Origin of the sequence: Methylobacterium gossipiicola, assembly GCF_900113485.1 — a bacterium.
Lineage (GTDB): Bacteria > Pseudomonadota > Alphaproteobacteria > Rhizobiales > Beijerinckiaceae > Methylobacterium > Methylobacterium gossipiicola.
This window is the reverse complement of record NZ_FOPM01000002.1, coordinates 90,999-107,928: the sequence shown is the minus strand read 5'-3', so window position 1 is coordinate 107,928 and position 16,930 is coordinate 90,999. Positions and strand designations below refer to the sequence as shown.

The window sequence follows — 16,930 nt, the reverse complement described above, 5'->3', positions numbered from 1 at the left end:
CCATGGTGTCCCCGATTTCCGATCATGGGACGCCGATAATTTTCACATGAAACACTTCGTTCAGCATAAGCGCCGCCGGGCGGCTATGCGCCCACCACTGCCAGGACGACCTCCCGCCGATGCGGGCGGTCGCGGTGCTCCATGAGGTAGATCCCCTGCCAGGTTCCGAGGGCGAGGCGCCCGCCGACGAGGGGGATGGACAGGCTCGAATCGGTCAGCAGGGTGCGAATATGGGCCGGCATGTCATCCGGGCCCTCGATCCCGTGGACATAGGCGCCGTGGCGGGGGGCGAGGCCGTCGAGCGCCGTCATCAGGTCGGTGCGGACATCCGGATCGGCGTTCTCCTGAATGGTCAGGGAGGCCGAGGTGTGCCGGCAGAACACCGTCAGCACGCCTTCCGTCACCCCGCTGCGCGCCGCGAACGCGGCGACAACGCGGGTGAGGTCGGTGAAGCCGGGGCCCGGCGTCGCCACCGTGAGGCGGGCGCTCGCCTGTCGGGCGACGGGGCCGGACTGAAAATTGTCGAGGCTGCCGATCTTCGCGTCGCGCGTCATGCCGGGTCTCCCAAGGTGGCACCCGGCGCGATCTCCCGCTCCCCTCGGGCCAGGATAGTCTCCAGCGCCGCGATGCCATCGGCCTCCGCCGCCGGCTTGTCCCAGCGGATGCGGTGGACACGGGGGAAGCGCAGGGCGACGCCGGACTTGTGCCGCGTCGAGCGCTGCACGCCCTCGAAGGCGATCTCCAGCACCAGCCCCTCGTCGGGGCCGTAAGCGACCTCGCGCACAGGGCCGAAGCGCTTGGTGGTGTGGTTCCGGACGTAGCGGTCGAGCTTCTGCAACTCGGCGTCGGTGAAGCCATGATAGGCCTTGCCCACGGGCACGAGTTCGGGGCTCCCGTCCTCGCGTTCGCGCCAGACCCCGAAGGTGTAGTCCGAGTAGAACGACGAGCGCTTCCCGTGGCCGCGCTGGGCGTACATCATCACGGCATCGACGAGGTGGGGCTCGCGCTTCCACTTCCACCACGGCCCCTTGGGGCGGCCGGGGAGATACGGGCTGTCGCGGCGCTTGAGCATCACGCCCTCGATGGCGTCGGCGTCCTCCCCCGCGCCCACGGCGGCGGGATCGGCGCGGGCCTCGGCGAGGTCGTCCCAGGTCGTGAAGGGAACGACGGGCGAGAGGTCGATTCGGGCATGGTCGAGGGCGCCGACGAAGGTCTCAAGCCGCGCCCGCCGCGCGTCGAAGGGCAGGGCGCGCAGGTCCTCGCCCTCGGCCGTGAGGAGGTCGTAGGCCCGGACATGGGCGGGAAACTCCTCCAGCAGCTTTCCCGTCACCGCCTTGCGGTTGAGCCGCTGCTGCAGGACGTTGAAACTCTGCACGCGGGCGTCCCGCAGGATCAGCAACTCGCCGTCCAGCGTCCCGTCGAACGTGATGGCCTCGGCGAGATCCGGGAACGCGTGGGTGATGTCCTCGCCCGTGCGCGAATAGACGCGCGCCACCTGGGTGCCCGCCTCGTCGCGGCCCCCTGAGAGTTGGACGCGGATGCCGTCCCATTTCCACTCGCCCGAGAACGCCGCCGGGTCGAGCTTGTCGAAGTCCCCGGCCTCGTCGATGGGGTGGGACAGCATCGGCGGCCGGAACGGCGCCGGGTTGCGGGTGGTGGGGCGTTCCCCCCGGCCCTCGACCCAGGCGAACAGGTCGCGATAGGGCGGCACCATCCCGTGCCACACCTCCTCGACGGCATCGGCCTCGTGGCCACCGAGCGCCCCCACGGCCGTCTTGGCGAGGCGTGCCGAGACGCCGACCCGCAGGGACCCGGTGATGAGCTTCAGAAGCGCCCAGCGCCCGGTCTCGTCGAGGGCATCGAGCCACCCGGCGATGTGGCCGGGGAGATCGGCCTTGCGGATGGTCGCGAGGGTTTCGACCACATCCGCCAGGGTCGGGATGTGGGGCGGCGGGTTGTTGTGGCCGAGGGACGGCGGCGGACGCTTCGAAGCGGGCTCTTCCGTGCCGGGAGACGCGACGGTCTCCCTCTCCTGGAAGGAGAGGGCTGGGGTGAGGTGTGTGACCCCTCCGGATGCGGCACCCACCTCACCCTGTCCCTCTCCTTTCAGGAGAGGGGACCCGCCCTGCCCACCCGCATCTCCATTCGTCGGCGCCGGCCAGATCAGCGCCGTGGTCTCGGCGAGATCGCCGACGTAGTTGTGCGACAGGGCGAACAGCACCGGATCGACCCGCGCCTCCACCAGACCCCGGATCATCGCGGGCTTGGCTTCGCGAAAGGTGAGGTTGCCCGTCATGGCCGCGAGGGCGTAGCCGCGCTCCGGATCGGGGGCCTTGGCGAAATAATCCTGCAGCAGGCGCAGCTTGGCGTTGCGGCGCGGCTCGTAGGCGAGGCGGTCGAGGAGGTGGGCGAAGTCGTTCATGCCGCGGCCTCCTCGGCGGCCGGCTCCGCCTCGCCGTCATCGCCGTAGCCGAGGAGATGCAGGGGCTTGGCCTTGATGCCTTGCGTCCCGCACCAATGCACCAGGGCGTCCTCCTGCCCGTGCGTGACCCAGACCTCGCCGGCGCCGGTGTCTCGGATGGTGCGGCACAGGTCGGGCCAATCGGAATGGTCCGAGATACAGAGCGGAAGTTCCGCGCCCTTCTGGCGGGCGCGCGCCCGCACCCGCATCCAGCCCGACGCGAAGGAGGCCACGGGATCGGGGAATTTGCGCGACCACACGTCCTGGATGGCGGAGGGCGGGCACAGCACGATGGCACCGTGGAGTTTTGCCCGTTCCGTCGGGATCACCTTGGGGGTCTCGCCGAGCGGGACCCCCTCGCGCTTGTAGAGCTCCGTCAGCTTCTCCATGGCGCCGTGGAGGTAGATCGGCCGGTCGTAGCCGGCCTTCCGCAGCAGGGCCATCACCCGTTGGGCCTTGCCGAGCGCGTAGGCGCCGACGATGTGGGCGCGTTCGGGGAACAGGGCGACCGAATCGAGGAGCTTCTGAACCTCGTCGCCCGTGTCGGGCATCCGGAACACCGGCAGGCCGAAGGTCGCCTCGGTGATGAACACGTCGCATGGCACCACCTCGAACGGTAGGCAGGTCGGGTCGGGCGCGCGCTTGTAATCGCCCGAGACCACGACGCGCACGCCCCGCGCCTCGATGGCGATCTGGGCCGAGCCGAGGACGTGGCCGGCGGGGGCGAAGCGCACGGTGACGTCGCCGATGCGGATGGCCTCGCCGAGCGTGGCTTCCTGCCGGCTTCGACAAAAATCCTCGCCGTAGCGCACGGCCATGATCCGCAGGGTCTGGCCCGTGGCGAGCACGTGCCCGTGGCCCGCGCGGGCATGGTCGGCGTGGCCGTGGGTGATCAGGGCCCGGGGCACCGGCCAGGTCGGATCGACGTGGAAGCCGCCCAGGGGGCAGTACAGGCCCTCGCGGGTGAGGGTGAGGAGATCGCTGGCGCTGAAGGTCATCGACGCGGCATATAGGGCGCCCACGTTCCGAACGAAGCCGCACACCTGCGATGTCGCGCCTCCTGTCCCTGTCGCGTTCCTCCGGCTCCGGCGATCTCCTGGCCGACAGGCGCTACGCTTATGCGCAAGCCTGTCTCGCGGAGGGCGAGACCCAAGCGGCCGTCGAGATGGCCGAGCAGGCCCTGGAGATCGCGCCGCGTTACGCCCCGGCTTGGTTCCTCCTCGGACAGGCGCGGGAGGCGCGCCATCGCGCCGGGGGCGATCCGGCCGACCACCACGGCGCCCTGCGCGCCTACGCGGCGGCCCTCGACCTCGACCCCGACGACGCCCAGGGCGCCCGGATGGCGCTAGCGCGGAACGGCGCGGGCGAAGTCCCGGGGGCGATCTCGCCGACCTATATCCGCGCCCTGTTCGACGCCTACGCCCCGCGCTTCGAGCGCCACCTCGTGGACGATCTCGGCTACCGGGCGCCCGAACAGATCGTGGCGGCCCTCGACGCCCTGCCGGAGGGATCGGGCGCCTACGACCATGTGTTGGATCTCGGCTGCGGCACCGGCCTCGTGGCGGCGGCCCTCGGCCCCCGCGCCCGACGCCTCACGGGCATCGACCTCTCGCCACTGATGTTGGCGGAAGCCGCGAAGGGCAACCGCTACGCCCGCCTCGTGGAGGGCGATCTCGTCGCGCGCCTCGCAGACGAACCGGCGGCGAGCGCCGACCTCGTCACCGCCGCCGACGTGATGATCTATGTCGGCGCCCTCACGGGCGTCGTGGACGGCGCGGCGCGGGTGCTGCGCCCCGGCGGGCACCTCGCCTTCAGCGTCCAGAGTCACACGGGCGACGGCCTCATCCTCGGGACGGATGCCCGCTACGCCCACGGCGATGCCCTGGTGCGGGACGCAGTGGCGCGGGCCGGTCTGACACTCCTGTGCCTCGAATCGGCGACCCTGCGGCACGAGGCGGGCCGAGCGGTGCCGGGGCGGATCGTCGTCGCCCGAAAGCCACTGTCGAAACCGTGTCCGGATTTCATCCCGGCCGACTGAACCGGAACGTCGCACAGGTGTTGCATGGCACGTCGCGGGACCAATCCGCGATGCCCACGCACCCGTTCGCGAGCCCCGCGCGTAAGGGGTTGGGCGCGACTCGACCTGGGCGGTTTGGCCCGGGTCCGATCTTTGGAGACCTCATGGCAGACCCGCAGAACAAGGCTTTTCCCGCCAGCTCGCGAACACGCATCCCGTTCGCCCTCGCCCTTTCGGCCGTGGCAGGCTGCGCCGATTCCATCGGCTTCCTCGAATTCTCGCAGCTGTTCATGTCGTTCATGAGCGGGAACACGACGCGGTTCGGCGTCTCCGTGAGTCTGTTCGATTGGGAGAGCGCGTCGCGCGTCGCCTCCGTCATCATCCTGTTCTGCTTCGGCGCCTTCGCCGGCACTCTCATCGCCGCCTGGGTCGGGCGCTGGCGCCTTTCGGTCCTGCTGCTGCTCCAGGCGGTGCTGCTCACCGTTGGGCTCATGGTGCCGCACGGCACCTTCGCGTTCCCGCTTCACGCCTATCCCATCGTCATCGCGCTGGGGCTCCAGAACGCCACCCTGCAGGACGAGGGCGGCCGCAGCCTCGCGCTGACCTACGTCACCGGCGCCGTGGTGCGCTTCGGGACCGGTCTCGCGAATCTGCTCCTCGGCGTCGTGGCGCCGTCGTTCTGGATTCAGGCACCCCTGTGGGCGGCCCTGACCGCGGGCGCGATCCTCGGCGGCGTGCTGCAGCAGCGCTATGGTGAGGATGCGTTCCTGTTCCCGGCGGCCGTCGCGGCGCTGCTCGCGGTGATTGCCCTTGTCCTCACCATCGCCAAGCCCGGCAGCCGTTACGTCAGTGGCTACGTCGAGCACCATCCGCCGGACGGCGCGGCCGCTCCGAAGCTGTGACCCCAGCCTGGGTTCACGGGGCTAACCCTTCGCGGGGCCGGGGCAGAGCCCCGTGAAGACGGTGTCGGGCTCCGCCCGACACCCGCCGAAGGGCCGAGCCGTTTGGGCGTCCGGGATTTTGGACGTCACCCGTCGCCGCGGTCGCCCCGCATCCGCTTGACGTCGCCGCGCTTCGATTTTTCGTCGAGGCGCCGCTTCTTCGAGGCCAGGGTCGGGCGCGTCGCCCGGCGCGGAGTCGGCGGCACGGCGGCTTCCGCCACCAGGGCGGCGAGGCGCTCGCGGGCATCGGCCCGGTTGCGGTCCTGCGTCCGGAACTGCTGCGCCGAGATGACGATGACCCCGTCGAGGGTCAGGCGCTTGCCGGCCAGACGCATCAGCCGGATCGCCACGGCGTTGGGCAGGGACGGTGAGCGCCGCGCGTCGAAGCGCAACTGCACGGCGGTGGACAGCTTGTTGACGTTCTGCCCACCCGGCCCAGAGGCGCGAACGAAGGTCTCGTCCAGCTCCGCCTCGTCGATGGCGATCTCGGGCGTGCACTGAAGCGCCATGGCCACGGGCTCCGGTCAGCCGGCCTCGGCCGGCGTCCTGGCACGGACCGCGAGGGCGTGGAGCCCGCGCTTGAACGCCGGCTCGAGGGCGCCGTTGACGAGGCGGTGACGCTCCACCCGGCTCTTGCCGTCGAAGGCCGCCGAGACGACATCCACCCGGAAATGCGTTTCCCCTTCCGGCCGCGCCCCGGCATGGCCGGCATGGAGGTGGGATTCGTCGATCACGTCGAGATGCGTCGGCGCGAACGTGGCCCGCAGGGCCTCGTCGATCCAGTTTCTCAACCCCGTCATGGTGTGGTCTCCCAGCCCGTTCCCGGGACGTGTCTGTGGCGCCGTGTTCGAGGTCGGGACGCGGGTCCCGTCAACCCCCGCCCATCGCATGCGGCATCAGGCCCGATGCTCTTGTGTCTGCGATCCGCCCTCTCATAATCGCCCGATCATGGATCTCAACTCGCCCCTGTTCGACAGCATCCGCATCAAGCCCACCTGCGACGACCCCAAGAAGGCGTCGGGCAAGGGGTCGGGACAGGCGTCCGTGCAGGTCTGCGAAACGCCCGGCTGCCAGAATCCCGGCCTCCACCGCGCTCCGAAGGGCCGCAAGGCGGAAGGGCAGTACTGGCACTTCTGCATCGACCACGTGAAGGCCTACAACGCCACCTACAACTACTTCGACGGCATGAACGACGCCGCCGTGCAGGCTTTCCAGAAGGACGCCATCATCGGCCACCGCCCGACCTGGGCCATGGGCGTGAACCCCGCCACGGCGGCGGGGAAACCGAAGCCCGAGGCGACGCGCGACTGGGCCTATGTCGATCCCCTCGACATCCTGCGGGCCGAGGGCGTCGGCGAGACCGCCCGGCGCAAGCGCGAGCCGGAGGTCCGCCGCCCGCGCCATTCGGCGGCCACCCTCAAGGCCCTCGATGTCCTTGGGTTGGACGAGAACGCCGACGCGGCCGCCATCAAGGCGCAGTACAAGGTGCTGGTGAAGCGCTTCCATCCGGACGCGAATGGCGGCGACCGCTCGTTCGAGGAGCGCCTGCGCGACATCATCCGAGCCCACGATGCCCTGCGCGCCGCCGGCCTGTGCTGAGCCGAGCGGAAATCCCGCGTTGATTCGCGCCGCCGGCCCGGAGGGGGCGGCAATCGGCGCGCGGGCGCCCTATATCGTGCGTTCTCACGCCCGCTATCCTGCATCTCCCCCTTGGCGTCTCCCAGCGCAGTCCCCTAGATGACGCGACGAACGCGGCCCGAACCGCGACGCCCTCTCGCCCGACACAGCCCCGCGCGGTCCGGCCCGGCCGGCCCCGCCCCGACGAGGTCCTTATGCTCTCTGACGTCTCGCCCAGCTCGCAGCCCGACCGGACCGTTTCCGTGCGCGAGGTCTTCGGCATCGACCTCGACCTCATGGTGCCTGCCTTCTCGAAGACCGATGAGCATGTGCCGACCCTCGACCCGGACTACATCTTCGATCGCGAGACCACTCTGGCGATCCTGGCGGGCTTCGCCCGCAACCGCCGCGTCATGGTCACGGGCTATCACGGCACCGGCAAGTCGACCCATATCGAGCAGGTCGCCGCCCGCCTGAACTGGCCCTGCATCCGCATCAACCTCGACAGCCACGTCTCGCGTATCGACCTCGTCGGCAAGGACGCCATCGTTCTTCAGGACGGCAAGCAGGTCACGGCCTTCCAGGACGGCATCCTGCCCTGGGCGCTCCAGAACAACGTCGCGCTGGTGTTCGACGAGTACGATGCCGGCCGCCCCGACGTGATGTTCGTGATCCAGCGGGTGCTGGAGCTCTCGGGCCGTCTCACCCTCCTCGACCAGAAGCGGGTGATCTCGCCCCATCCGGCCTTCCGCCTGTTCGCCACCGCCAACACGGTGGGCCTCGGCGATACCTCGGGCCTCTATCACGGCACCCAGCAGATCAACCAGGGCCAGATGGACCGCTGGTCCATCGTCACGACGCTCAACTACCTGCCCCACGACCGCGAGGTCGATATCGTGCTCTCGAAGGCGCAGCACTACCAGCGCGACGGCGGCCGCGAGATCGTGAGCAAGATGGTGCGTGTGGCAGACCTCACCCGCAACGCCTTCATGAACGGCGATCTCTCGACCGTCATGAGCCCCCGCACGGTCATCACCTGGGCCGAGAACGCCGACATCTTCCAGGATATCGGCTTCGCCTTCCGGGTGACGTTCCTGAACAAGTGCGACGAGCTCGAGCGCACCCTGGTGGCGGAATTCTACCAGCGCGCCTTCGGCAAGGATCTGCCGGAGAGCGCCGCCAACGTGGCCCTGAGCTAGGGATCTCTCGACGGAGAACGCAATGGGCGAGCCGGCTCTGAAGGGCGAACCGGGGGAGGGCGGGGCATCCCGCCCTGCTCCGACGCGCTACGGAGACGACCTCTACGGTTGGGTCGAAGAACAGGTCGCGCTGCTGCGCGAGGGCGCCATCGCGTCCCTCGACCTGACCAACATCGCCGAGGAATTGAGCGACGTGGGAGCGGAGCAGTACAACAAGCTCGAAGGGGCTTTGGAAGTTCTCCTCCTTCACATGCTCAAGTGGGATCACCAGGCCGCCAAGCGCTCGCGAAGCTGGGCTCTCAGCATCGAGGAGCATCGCCTCCGCGCGGAGAAGCAGCTCCGGAAGAACCCGAGTCTCAGATCGCGCCTGGACGAGGCGATCGAGGACGGGTTCCGGTTGGGACGCCTCCGGGCGGCGCGCGAGATGCGCGTCTCCGCCAAATCCCTGCCGGTCGCTTGTCCGTACGACTGGACCACCATCATGACCCGCCCGTTCGCACTAGACGGTGACTGATCCAAGCATGTCGATCTCCAACCGCAAATCCGGCGACCGTCGCGAGCCCGTCGCCGAGCCCCTGAAGCGTTCGGTGGCCGGGTGCCTGCGCGCCGTCGCCCGGCGCGCCGAGGTCGAGGTGGTCTATGCCAGCGACCGGCCGGCCCTCACCGGCGACAAGGCGCGTCTGCCCGAGCCGCCGCGCAAGCTGACGGCGGCCGATGTGGCGATCCTGCGCGGCAACGCCGATTCCATGGCGCTTCGTCTCGGCTGCCACGATGTGGCCGTCCATCGCCGCCTCGCGCCGGAGAATTCCGGGGCACGGGCGGTGTTCGATGCCGTGGAACAGGCCCGCGTCGAGGCCATCGGCGCGCGCCGGATGCAGGGCGTGGCCGACAACCTTTCGGCCATGCTGGAGGACCGCTATCACCGCGGCGGCAAGTACGAGGCGATCACCGACCGGGCCGACGCCCCCATGGAGGACGCCGTCGCCCTCATGGTGCGCGAGCGCCTGACCGGGCAGGCCCCGCCGCCGGCGGCGCAGAAGATCGTCGACCTGTGGCGCGCCCATGTCGAGGAGAAGGCCGGGCCGAATCTCGACGGGCTGCTGGGCGCCATCGAGAACCAGCGCACCTTCGCGCGCTCCGTGCGCGACCTCCTCACCTCCCTCGATATGGCCGACGAGACGCCGTTCGATCCCGAGGACGACGACAACGACGAGGATGAGGGCGAGGCCCAGGACGACGAGCAGAGCCCGAGCGAAGGCGAGGCCGAGGAGCAATCCCAGGGGGATCGTTCCGAGATGGAGGTATCGGAGGAAGCCTCCGACGATCTCCAGGAGGGGGCGACGGAATCCGCCGACGCGCCCTCAGGCGAATTGCCGGAGGAGGCCGAGGACGCCGAATCCGAGGAGGCGTCCGAGGCGTGGCGCCCACCGACCAACCGGGGCAACGAGGCCCGCGGCCCGGACTACAAGGTATTCAATCCGCGCTTCGACGAGGTGATCCACGCCGAGGAACTCTGCGACGCCGAGGAACTCGCGCGCCTGCGCAGCTACCTCGACAAGCAGCTCGCCCATCTCCAGGGCGTGGTCGGGCGCCTCGCCAACCGGCTGCAGCGCCGCCTGCTGGCCCAGCAGAACCGCGCCTGGGATTTCGACCTCGAAGAAGGCCAGCTCGATCCCGCCCGCCTCGTGCGCGTGGTCACCGATCCGTTCCAGCCCCTCTCCTTCAAGCAGGAGAAGGACACGAACTTTCGCGATACGGTGGTGACCCTGCTCCTCGACAATTCCGGCTCCATGCGCGGCCGGCCGATCACGGTGGCGGCCACCTGCGCCGATATCCTGGCGCGGACGCTGGAGCGCTGCGGCGTCAAGGTCGAGATTCTGGGCTTTACCACCCGGGCCTGGAAGGGCGGCCAGTCGCGGGAAGCCTGGCTGGCTGCGGGCAAGCCGACCACGCCGGGTCGCCTCAACGACCTGCGCCACATCGTCTACAAGTCCGCCGACGCCCCGTGGCGCCGGGCGCGAAAGAACCTCGGCCTGATGATGCGCGAGGGCCTGCTCAAGGAGAACATCGACGGCGAGGCCCTCGACTGGGCGCACAAGCGCCTCGTCGCCCGGCCCGAGCAGCGCAAGATCCTGATGGTGATCTCCGATGGCGCGCCCGTGGACGATTCGACCCTGTCGGTCAATCCGGGCAACTATTTGGAGCGCCACCTGCGCTGGATGATCGAGGACATCGAGACCCGGTCTCCCGTTGAACTCCTCGCCATCGGCATCGGCCACGACGTCACCCGCTATTACCGCCGCGCCGTCACCATCATCGACGCCGAGGAACTCGGCGGCGTCATGACGGAAAAGCTCGCCGAATTGTTCGAGGAAGATGCCCGTGGCGGTGGCACCGCGCGCAGGTCGGCGGGCGGACGGCGCTAGGGTTCGATAGCCCATCGGCCGTCCATTCAAACGCGCGTCACCCTCTCCCCACAGGCGGGGACAGGTGGGCGCGCACGCATGGTTCGCGGTTCCCCGATCAGCCGTTCAACCGCGTCTCCAAACGCGCGAGCAGACGCCCGAACACCATCGGATCGTCCAGGGCGCGGGCGAGGACGAGGCCGCCCTGAATCGCCAGGACCGTGTCCTCGGCGAGGGCCGCCGCGTCGTCGCGGCCGGCGCGGCGCAGGGCATCGGCCAGGGCGTCCCGCCACGCCCTGAAGTAATCGGCGATGCGCGTGGCGAAGCGGTCGCGGTCGTCCGACAGGGCGAAGGCGCCGACGAGACAGGCGCGCCGGCCCGATTGGAAATAGCCTTTCACGGCATGAAACATCCGGCCGATGGCCGCGTGGGGGTCGGGCTCCTCCCGCAGGGGCGCGTAGAGTTCCGCCTCGAACCAAGCTCCGATGGCATCGAGCACTGCCTCCGCCATCTCGGCCTTGCCGCCTGGGAAGGCGTGATAGAGGCTGCCTTTGCCGAGACCGGCGCGGGCACAGAGGAGCGCCAGGCTCGCCCCCGCATAGCCGTGCTCGCGAAACACTTCTGCGAGGGCCGGGATCGCGGCCTCTCGCACCCCGGCCGGCTTCGTCACAGGCCGAGGTCGGTGAGACCGGGATGATCGTCGGGGCGCGGGCCCGGCGCGTCCCAGCGGAACAGGCGCTCGCCCTCGCGAATCGCGACATCGTTGATGCTGGCGTGGCGGGTCCGCATCAGGCCGTTGCCGTCGAATTCCCAGTTCTCGTTGCCATAGGCCCGGAACCATGCGCCGTCCGCATCGTGGAACTCGTAGGCGAAACGCACGGCGATGCGATCCTCGGTGAACGCCCACAATTCCTTGATCAGGCGGTATTCGTGTTCGCGGGCCCACTTGTCCGTGAGGAACGCCACGATGGCGGGGCGGCCGGTGAGGAAGGTCGAGCGGTTCCGCCAACGGCTGTCGGGCGTGTAGGCCAACGCGACCTTCTGGGGATCGCGGCCGTTCCAGCCGTTCTCGGCGGCGCGGACCTTTTGGATCGCGGTCTCGCGGGTGAAGGGCGGCAGGGGCGGACGGACGTCGGACATGCGGGCTCCTACGCGCCCCGGATTTGGGCGCTGTACCGATCGGTACAGAGGGCGGCCGGCACGGTCAATCGTCCGGTTCGGACGCGGTCCTACTCGTCTTCGCCGAACTTATTCGCCAGGAGGTCGGTGATGGCCTGGAGGCTGGCTTCGGCGTCAGGACCCGAGACCACCACCGCAATGGAGGTGCCCTGAGCGGCGCCGAGGGTCAGCAGGCCCATGATCGAACGGCCGCCCACGCTCTCGCCCGCGCGGGTGACGGTAACGGTGGCGTCGTAGCGCTCCACCGTCTGGACGAATTTCGCCGACGCCCGGGCGTGCAGGCCGCGCCGGTTGACGATGGGCAGTACCCGCAAGAGCCCGCCCTCGGGAACCGGCGGAAGAGTCTCGTCGGAATCGTCGTCGTCGATCATGCGCGTCCGCCATCCCCGAACCGGCCGTCGGTGCCTTACGGCCCCCACCTCCATGGCGTGTAAGCCGTCGCGGCGGCGTTAGGAAGGTGTGAGCGCCCTCACATCCCGGTCACCGGCCGGTCACTTGCCCGCCAGGACCCGCGAGGCGACGTTGATGTACTTGCGGCCCGCCTCCTGGGCATGCAGCACGGCGTCCGCGAGGGGTTCGGCGTCGCGCACGCTGGCGAGCTTGATCAGCATCGGCAGGTTGATGCCCGCCACCACCTCGACTTGGCCGCCGTTCATACAGGAGAGGGCGAGATTCGAGGGCGTGCCGCCGAACATATCGGTGAGCACCACGACGCCCTCGCCGGAATTCACCCGACCGACGGCGTTCATGATGTCGAGCCGCCGCAATTCCATGTCGTCCTCGGGGCCGATCGTGATCGTCTCGATCTGCTTCTGCGGCCCGACGACGTGTTCAAGGGCAGCCTTGAACTCCGTCGCGAGCAGCCCGTGGGTGACGAGCACCATTCCAATCATCGACGCGGATTCCAACGCCCTGTGAGCGGAGCCGCCATCTTGTGCACCGCAAGGTCGAGCGCAAGACGATCGGGACATTTTATGGGCCCGCACGTCTTGATCATGCCACGATGGTGGCCCCCGCGCTACGGTCGCTCGGCCTCCGGCAGCGCGAGAATCCCCCGGTGCGCCCCCCCGGCCACGCCGCCCAGGGCATCGAGGACGAGGCGAGGCCCGAGGCCGGCGCGCAGCATCCGCCGGTCGAGGACGAGGCGCGGCACGGCAAGGCCGAGGAGGAGGGCGGGGTCTGGTGTGTCGGGCAGGCGCGGGCGACGCGCCACGAGATCGACCACGAGGCGGACCGGCGCCGCTTCCACCACCGCGAGGGCGCGACAGAGGCCGAGGCCGCGCACTTCCAGGGTGCCGCCGAGGGCCGGATGCGACCGGGCGATGAGGTCCGTGCCCTCCCGCGCGAGGCGGATGCGGTCGTCGCCCACCAGGGCCGCCGGCAGGGCGAGGGTGTCCGCCCGGTCGAGGAGCAGAAGGGCGAGGGTCGATTTGCCGGCCCCGGAATCCCCCCGGAGGATGACGCCCGCTCCCACGAGCGAGACGGCCGTGGCGTGGATCGTCTCCCACGGCACCCGTTCAGCGCGCCGCCGGCAGACGCACGATGAAACGGGCACCGCGCACGGTGGGCTCGCCGTCCTCGTCGGCGGGTCCGGGGCGGTTCTCGGCCCGGATGGTGCCGCGATGGGCCTGGACGATCTGGCGCGAGATCGAGAGGCCGAGGCCGGAATTCTGGCCGAAGCCCTGTTCCGGCCGGTCGGTGTAGAACCGCTCGAAGATCCGCTCCAGGGCGTGTTCGGGGATGCCCGGCCCCTCGTCTTCCACCACGAGTTCGACATCGCCCCGCACCCGGCGCAGGGCGACCCGGACCTTGGCGTCGGGCGGCGAGAACGAGCGGGCGTTGTCGAGGAGATTGTTGACCACCTGACCGAGGCGGCTGTCGTGTCCGAAGATCGTGAACGGCGCCTCGATCTCGGCGATCGGCTGCGCGATGTCGAGGAGGATCGGGGCGTCCTTCGGACGCCGCCGTTCGTTGGCCACCGACACCACGGTGGTCATGAGCTTGTGCATGTCGACCTTGCGCGCCTCGGCGCGGGCCAACTCCGCGTCGAGGCGGGAGGCGTCGGAGATATCCGAGATGAGACGGTCGAGGCGCTTCACATCGTGCTGGATGATCTGGAGCAGGCGCCCGCGCGAGTCGTCGGATTTCGCCAGCGGCAAGGTCTCGACGGCGCTGCGCAGGGACGTGAGGGGGTTCTTCAATTCGTGGGAGACGTCGGCCGCGAAGCTCTCGATGGCGTCGATGCGCCGGTAGAGGGCCTGGGTCATGTCACGCAGCGCCCCCGAGAGGTGGCCGATCTCGTCCGTACGCCCGGTGAAATCCGGAATTTCCTCGCGGGACTTGATGCCCAATCGCACCTTCTCGGCGGCGTCGGCGAGGCGCCGCACCGGCCCCGCGATGGTGCCGGCGAGCAGGATCGACAGCACCAGCATCACGATGGCGGCGATGAGGAACACCTGCAGCAGGCCGAAGCGCTCCGAGGCGATGACCCGGTCGATGTCGCCGCCCTGCGTCGAGAGCAGCAGGGCGCCGCGCACGACGTTGCCGCGCTGGATCGGCACCGCCACGGACACGATGGTCTCGCCGGCCTCGTTGCGGCGCACGATGGTGCCGCGCGAGCCCCCGAGCGCCACCTGCACCTCCTTGAGGCCGTGGCCGCTCGTCGGGCCGACCTCTTCGGCCGGGATCGGGCGCGGGCTGCCGAAGAGGCGGCTCTGCACGAAGTCGAAGGCTTGCTCCAGAGGAGTGCGCCTGCGCTCGCGCAAGGTCGTGTCGCCGCGGCCGCTGTCACTCCGCGCCGACAGGGTACGGGAATCGAACAGCAGGCCGCCATCGCCGTCATAGACCCGGGCACGGTTGCCGGTCGGGGTGATGAGACGGCGCAGGAGCGGCGCCACCCGCTCGGGGTTGAGGGAGAAGGCGAGCGGCGAGGGCGTCTCGTCGGTCTCGCCCGCCTGGAGTTCGAGGAGCTTGTCGGGGTCGATGCGGATCGCCCCGGTGTCGCCGGACGCCGAGGCCGAGGCCGCGATGGCGCCCGCGATGATCTCGCCCTGGATCAGCAGGCTCTGCACCCGGGCCTGGATCAGTCCCTGGCGGAACTGGTTGAGGTAGAGAAAGCCGAACAGCAGGGCGAACAGCCCCACGAGGTTGAGCACGACGATGCGCCGCGTCAGGCTCGACGAGGCGCGTTGGCCGATGGCGTTCCACAGGGTGCGCGGCCAATCGAGCACGCGCAAGGGTCGGTCTTCGGCTGGATCTGAGGTCGCCACGTCGGTCCGGTTCGGTGGGGGCTGCGAAAGGGGGCGGGCCGCTCGGCGGCGGTTCAGCCTTCCTTGAAGCGATAGCCGACGCCGTAGAGCGTTTCGATCATGTCGAAGCTTGCATCCGTCACCTTGAATTTCTTGCGCAGGCGCTTGATGTGGCTGTCGATGGTGCGGTCGTCGACATAGACCTGATCGTCATAGGCCGCGTCCATGAGGGCGTTGCGGCTCTTCACGACGCCGGGCCGGTGGGCCAGCGCCTGCAGGATCAGGAATTCCGTCACCGTGAGGGTCACGGGCTCGCCCTTCCAGGTGCAGGTGTGGCGCTCGGGATCCATCATCAGCAGGCCGCGCTCGAGGGAGCGGGCTGCGGCGTCGGCCTCGCGGGTGACGGCGCCCGGCCCGTCCTTCGGGGCGAAGCGGCGCAGGACGGCCTTCACACGCTCCACGAGCAGGCGCTGCGAGAACGGTTTGTGGATGAAATCGTCGGCGCCCATCTTGAGGCCGAACAATTCATCGATCTCCTCGTCCTTCGAGGTGAGGAAGATCACCGGCAGGTCCGATTTCTGCCGCAGACGCCTGAGAAGCTCCATCCCGTCCATGCGCGGCATCTTGATGTCGAAGATCGCGAGATCGGGCGGCGAGTGCTTCAGGCCGTCCAGCGCCGAGGCGCCGTCGGTGTAGGTCTGGATGCGGTACCCTTCCGTTTCCAACGCGATGGATACGGAGGTGAGGATGTTTCGGTCGTCGTCCACGAGGGCGATGGTCGGCATGCGCGTTCCTAAGGCTCCGATACGGGCCGAGGCGGCCGCTCGCGCGCCCGCTCCGTCCGCAATCCACCCCGCGAGCGGGGCCGGCGAAAACGCGCTGGCGGCCTGCCGTGGGGGCGGGTCGCTTTCGCGCGGAGAGTCAGGCTGTGTAAAGGGTCCCCGGATAAAAAGCGAGCGGGGACGCATTGCGGCTTGACTGAGGCCAACGGGCCGCACTCGGGCGGACTCGCGAAACTGCCCGTTTCCTCGCTATCATGGGATAAACGACAGCCAGGAGGGGGGATCATGGACGCGGAAGCGGAGACGACAGGCGCGCGGCGCGGACCGGCGGCGCCGCTTCCGGCGGCTGAAGCGGGGTTCGACGCCATCGGGCTCGCCCGCCACCTCCTGCGCACGATCCGGTCGGGGGCGCTGGCCACCCTCGATCCCCAGGACGGCACGCCGTTCGTCTCCCTTGTGACCGTCGCGACAGACACGGACGGCACGCCCCTGATGCTGCTGTCCCGGCTCTCGGCCCACACCCGCAACCTGCTTGCCGATCCCCGCGCCTCCCTGCTGTTCAGTGCCGGTGGCAAGGGCGATCCCCTGGCGCATCCGCGCCTGACCGTAACGGGGCGGGCGATCCAGAGCGCCGAGCCGCGCCACCGCGCTCGCTTCCTCGCCCGCCACCCCAAGGCGGCGCTTTACGCGGATTTTCCCGATTTCGGTTTCTTCGCCCTGGAGCCGGGCGCCGGACATCTCAACGGCGGTTTCGCCAAGGCGGCGGTCTTGAGAACCGACGAACTGCGTCTCGATCTCGCCGGGGCCGAGGCCCTGGTCGCGGGCGAGGCCGGCGCCGTGGAGCACATGAACGCCGACCACCTCGACGCCCTGGCGCTCTACGCCGCCGGCACGGGCGCCGAGCCCGGTCCATGGCGTCTCACAGGCCTCGACCCGGAAGGGATGGATCTCCTCGCCGCCGACCGCACGGCGCGCGTGCTCTATCCGGAGCCGGTGCGGGAGATGGGGGCGCTGCGCAAGGTTCTCGTCGCCATGGCGGCGCGGGCGCGGGCGGGTGAGGGATCGGATCCGGCCTGAGGGC

The 16,930-nt window shown here is 69.7% G+C and carries 19 protein-coding genes; 7 read left to right on the top strand and 12 right to left on the bottom strand.

Features of this window, described 5'->3' with window-relative positions:
• Positions 1 to 83: 83 nt before the first annotated feature.
• Genes BM249_RS02060 through BM249_RS02050 form a run of 3 tightly spaced genes read right to left on the bottom strand, consistent with a single transcriptional unit; the run spans position 84 to position 3,459 of the window.
• On the bottom strand, positions 84 to 554 hold the full coding sequence (locus BM249_RS02060; RefSeq protein ID WP_091968489.1) for a secondary thiamine-phosphate synthase enzyme YjbQ: 471 nt from the start codon (positions 552 to 554) through the stop codon (positions 84 to 86).
• Entirely contained in the window at positions 551 to 2,422 is a 1,872-nt protein-coding gene (locus BM249_RS02055) for a cisplatin damage response ATP-dependent DNA ligase (RefSeq protein WP_091968487.1), read from the bottom strand. The genes BM249_RS02060 and BM249_RS02055 overlap by 4 nt, the downstream gene beginning before the upstream one ends.
• Positions 2,419 to 3,459: a ligase-associated DNA damage response exonuclease gene (locus BM249_RS02050; RefSeq protein ID WP_091968830.1), complete on the bottom strand. Its 1,041-nt coding sequence runs from the start codon at positions 3,457 to 3,459 to the stop codon at positions 2,419 to 2,421. The genes BM249_RS02055 and BM249_RS02050 overlap by 4 nt, the downstream gene beginning before the upstream one ends.
• 50 nt (positions 3,460 to 3,509) lie before the next feature.
• On the opposite strand from BM249_RS02050, the gene BM249_RS02045 reads away from it, so the two are divergent.
• Together BM249_RS02045 and BM249_RS02040 are read left to right on the top strand one after the other, a co-directional pair.
• Complete coding sequence (locus tag BM249_RS02045; protein ID WP_091968485.1) at positions 3,510 to 4,499, top strand: class I SAM-dependent DNA methyltransferase; 990 nt, start codon at positions 3,510 to 3,512, stop codon at positions 4,497 to 4,499.
• A gap of 143 nt (positions 4,500 to 4,642) precedes the next feature.
• Positions 4,643 to 5,380 (top strand): YoaK family protein, encoded by a 738-nt coding sequence (locus BM249_RS02040; protein ID WP_091968483.1) that lies wholly within the window; start codon positions 4,643 to 4,645, stop codon positions 5,378 to 5,380.
• 125 nt (positions 5,381 to 5,505) lie between these two features.
• Here BM249_RS02040 and arfB read toward each other — a convergent pair whose 3' ends face one another.
• Both arfB and BM249_RS02030 read right to left on the bottom strand, forming a co-directional pair.
• Entirely contained in the window at positions 5,506 to 5,928 is a 423-nt protein-coding gene (arfB, locus tag BM249_RS02035) for an alternative ribosome rescue aminoacyl-tRNA hydrolase ArfB (protein WP_091968482.1), read from the bottom strand.
• A 15-nt stretch (positions 5,929 to 5,943) separates the two neighbouring features.
• On the bottom strand, positions 5,944 to 6,219 hold the full coding sequence (locus BM249_RS02030; protein ID WP_091968480.1) for a BolA family protein: 276 nt from the start codon (positions 6,217 to 6,219) through the stop codon (positions 5,944 to 5,946).
• A 148-nt stretch (positions 6,220 to 6,367) separates the two neighbouring features.
• On the opposite strand from BM249_RS02030, the gene BM249_RS02025 reads away from it, so the two are divergent.
• From BM249_RS02025 to cobT, 4 genes are all read left to right on the top strand, one after another.
• The gene (locus BM249_RS02025; RefSeq protein WP_091968478.1) at positions 6,368 to 7,018 is read left to right on the top strand and encodes a J domain-containing protein; all 651 of its coding nucleotides are present in this window, start codon (positions 6,368 to 6,370) and stop codon (positions 7,016 to 7,018) included.
• Positions 7,019 to 7,251: 233 nt separating this feature from the next.
• Positions 7,252 to 8,235, top strand: a complete 984-nt coding sequence (cobS, locus tag BM249_RS02020) for a cobaltochelatase subunit CobS (protein WP_091968476.1) — start codon at positions 7,252 to 7,254, stop codon at positions 8,233 to 8,235.
• Positions 8,236 to 8,257: 22 nt separating this feature from the next.
• Positions 8,258 to 8,749 carry a DUF29 domain-containing protein gene (locus BM249_RS02015; RefSeq protein WP_091968474.1) on the top strand — a complete coding sequence of 164 codons (492 nt, stop codon included), beginning with the start codon at positions 8,258 to 8,260 and terminating at the stop codon, positions 8,747 to 8,749.
• 7 nt (positions 8,750 to 8,756) lie between these two features.
• Positions 8,757 to 10,661: a cobaltochelatase subunit CobT gene (gene cobT / locus BM249_RS02010; protein ID WP_091968472.1), complete on the top strand. Its 1,905-nt coding sequence runs from the start codon at positions 8,757 to 8,759 to the stop codon at positions 10,659 to 10,661.
• A gap of 97 nt (positions 10,662 to 10,758) precedes the next feature.
• On the opposite strand, the gene BM249_RS02005 is transcribed toward cobT, so the two are convergent.
• The 7 genes from BM249_RS02005 to BM249_RS01975 form a co-directional block, all read right to left on the bottom strand.
• On the bottom strand, positions 10,759 to 11,310 hold the full coding sequence (locus tag BM249_RS02005; protein ID WP_091968471.1) for a TetR/AcrR family transcriptional regulator: 552 nt from the start codon (positions 11,308 to 11,310) through the stop codon (positions 10,759 to 10,761).
• Complete coding sequence (locus BM249_RS02000) at positions 11,307 to 11,780, bottom strand: nuclear transport factor 2 family protein (protein ID WP_091968469.1); 474 nt, start codon at positions 11,778 to 11,780, stop codon at positions 11,307 to 11,309. The genes BM249_RS02005 and BM249_RS02000 overlap by 4 nt, the downstream gene beginning before the upstream one ends.
• 89 nt (positions 11,781 to 11,869) lie before the next feature.
• Complete coding sequence (locus BM249_RS01995; RefSeq protein ID WP_091968467.1) at positions 11,870 to 12,190, bottom strand: HPr family phosphocarrier protein; 321 nt, start codon at positions 12,188 to 12,190, stop codon at positions 11,870 to 11,872.
• A gap of 120 nt (positions 12,191 to 12,310) precedes the next feature.
• Positions 12,311 to 12,712 (bottom strand): PTS sugar transporter subunit IIA, encoded by a 402-nt coding sequence (locus tag BM249_RS01990; RefSeq protein ID WP_091968465.1) that lies wholly within the window; start codon positions 12,710 to 12,712, stop codon positions 12,311 to 12,313.
• Positions 12,713 to 12,837: 125 nt separating this feature from the next.
• A complete protein-coding gene (locus BM249_RS01985; protein WP_091968463.1) occupies positions 12,838 to 13,332 on the bottom strand; it encodes an HPr kinase/phosphorylase in 495 nt (164 codons plus the stop codon).
• A gap of 4 nt (positions 13,333 to 13,336) precedes the next feature.
• Positions 13,337 to 15,055, bottom strand: a complete 1,719-nt coding sequence (locus BM249_RS01980) for a sensor histidine kinase (RefSeq protein WP_244528535.1) — start codon at positions 15,053 to 15,055, stop codon at positions 13,337 to 13,339.
• Between the two features lie 86 nt (positions 15,056 to 15,141).
• Positions 15,142 to 15,852, bottom strand: a complete 711-nt coding sequence (locus tag BM249_RS01975) for a response regulator transcription factor (protein ID WP_091968459.1) — start codon at positions 15,850 to 15,852, stop codon at positions 15,142 to 15,144.
• 282 nt (positions 15,853 to 16,134) lie between these two features.
• Between BM249_RS01975 and BM249_RS01970 the strand changes: the two genes are divergently transcribed.
• Positions 16,135 to 16,926 carry a HugZ family pyridoxamine 5'-phosphate oxidase gene (locus BM249_RS01970; RefSeq protein WP_091968457.1) on the top strand — a complete coding sequence of 264 codons (792 nt, stop codon included), beginning with the start codon at positions 16,135 to 16,137 and terminating at the stop codon, positions 16,924 to 16,926.
• The last annotated feature ends 4 nt before the right edge of the window (positions 16,927 to 16,930 follow it).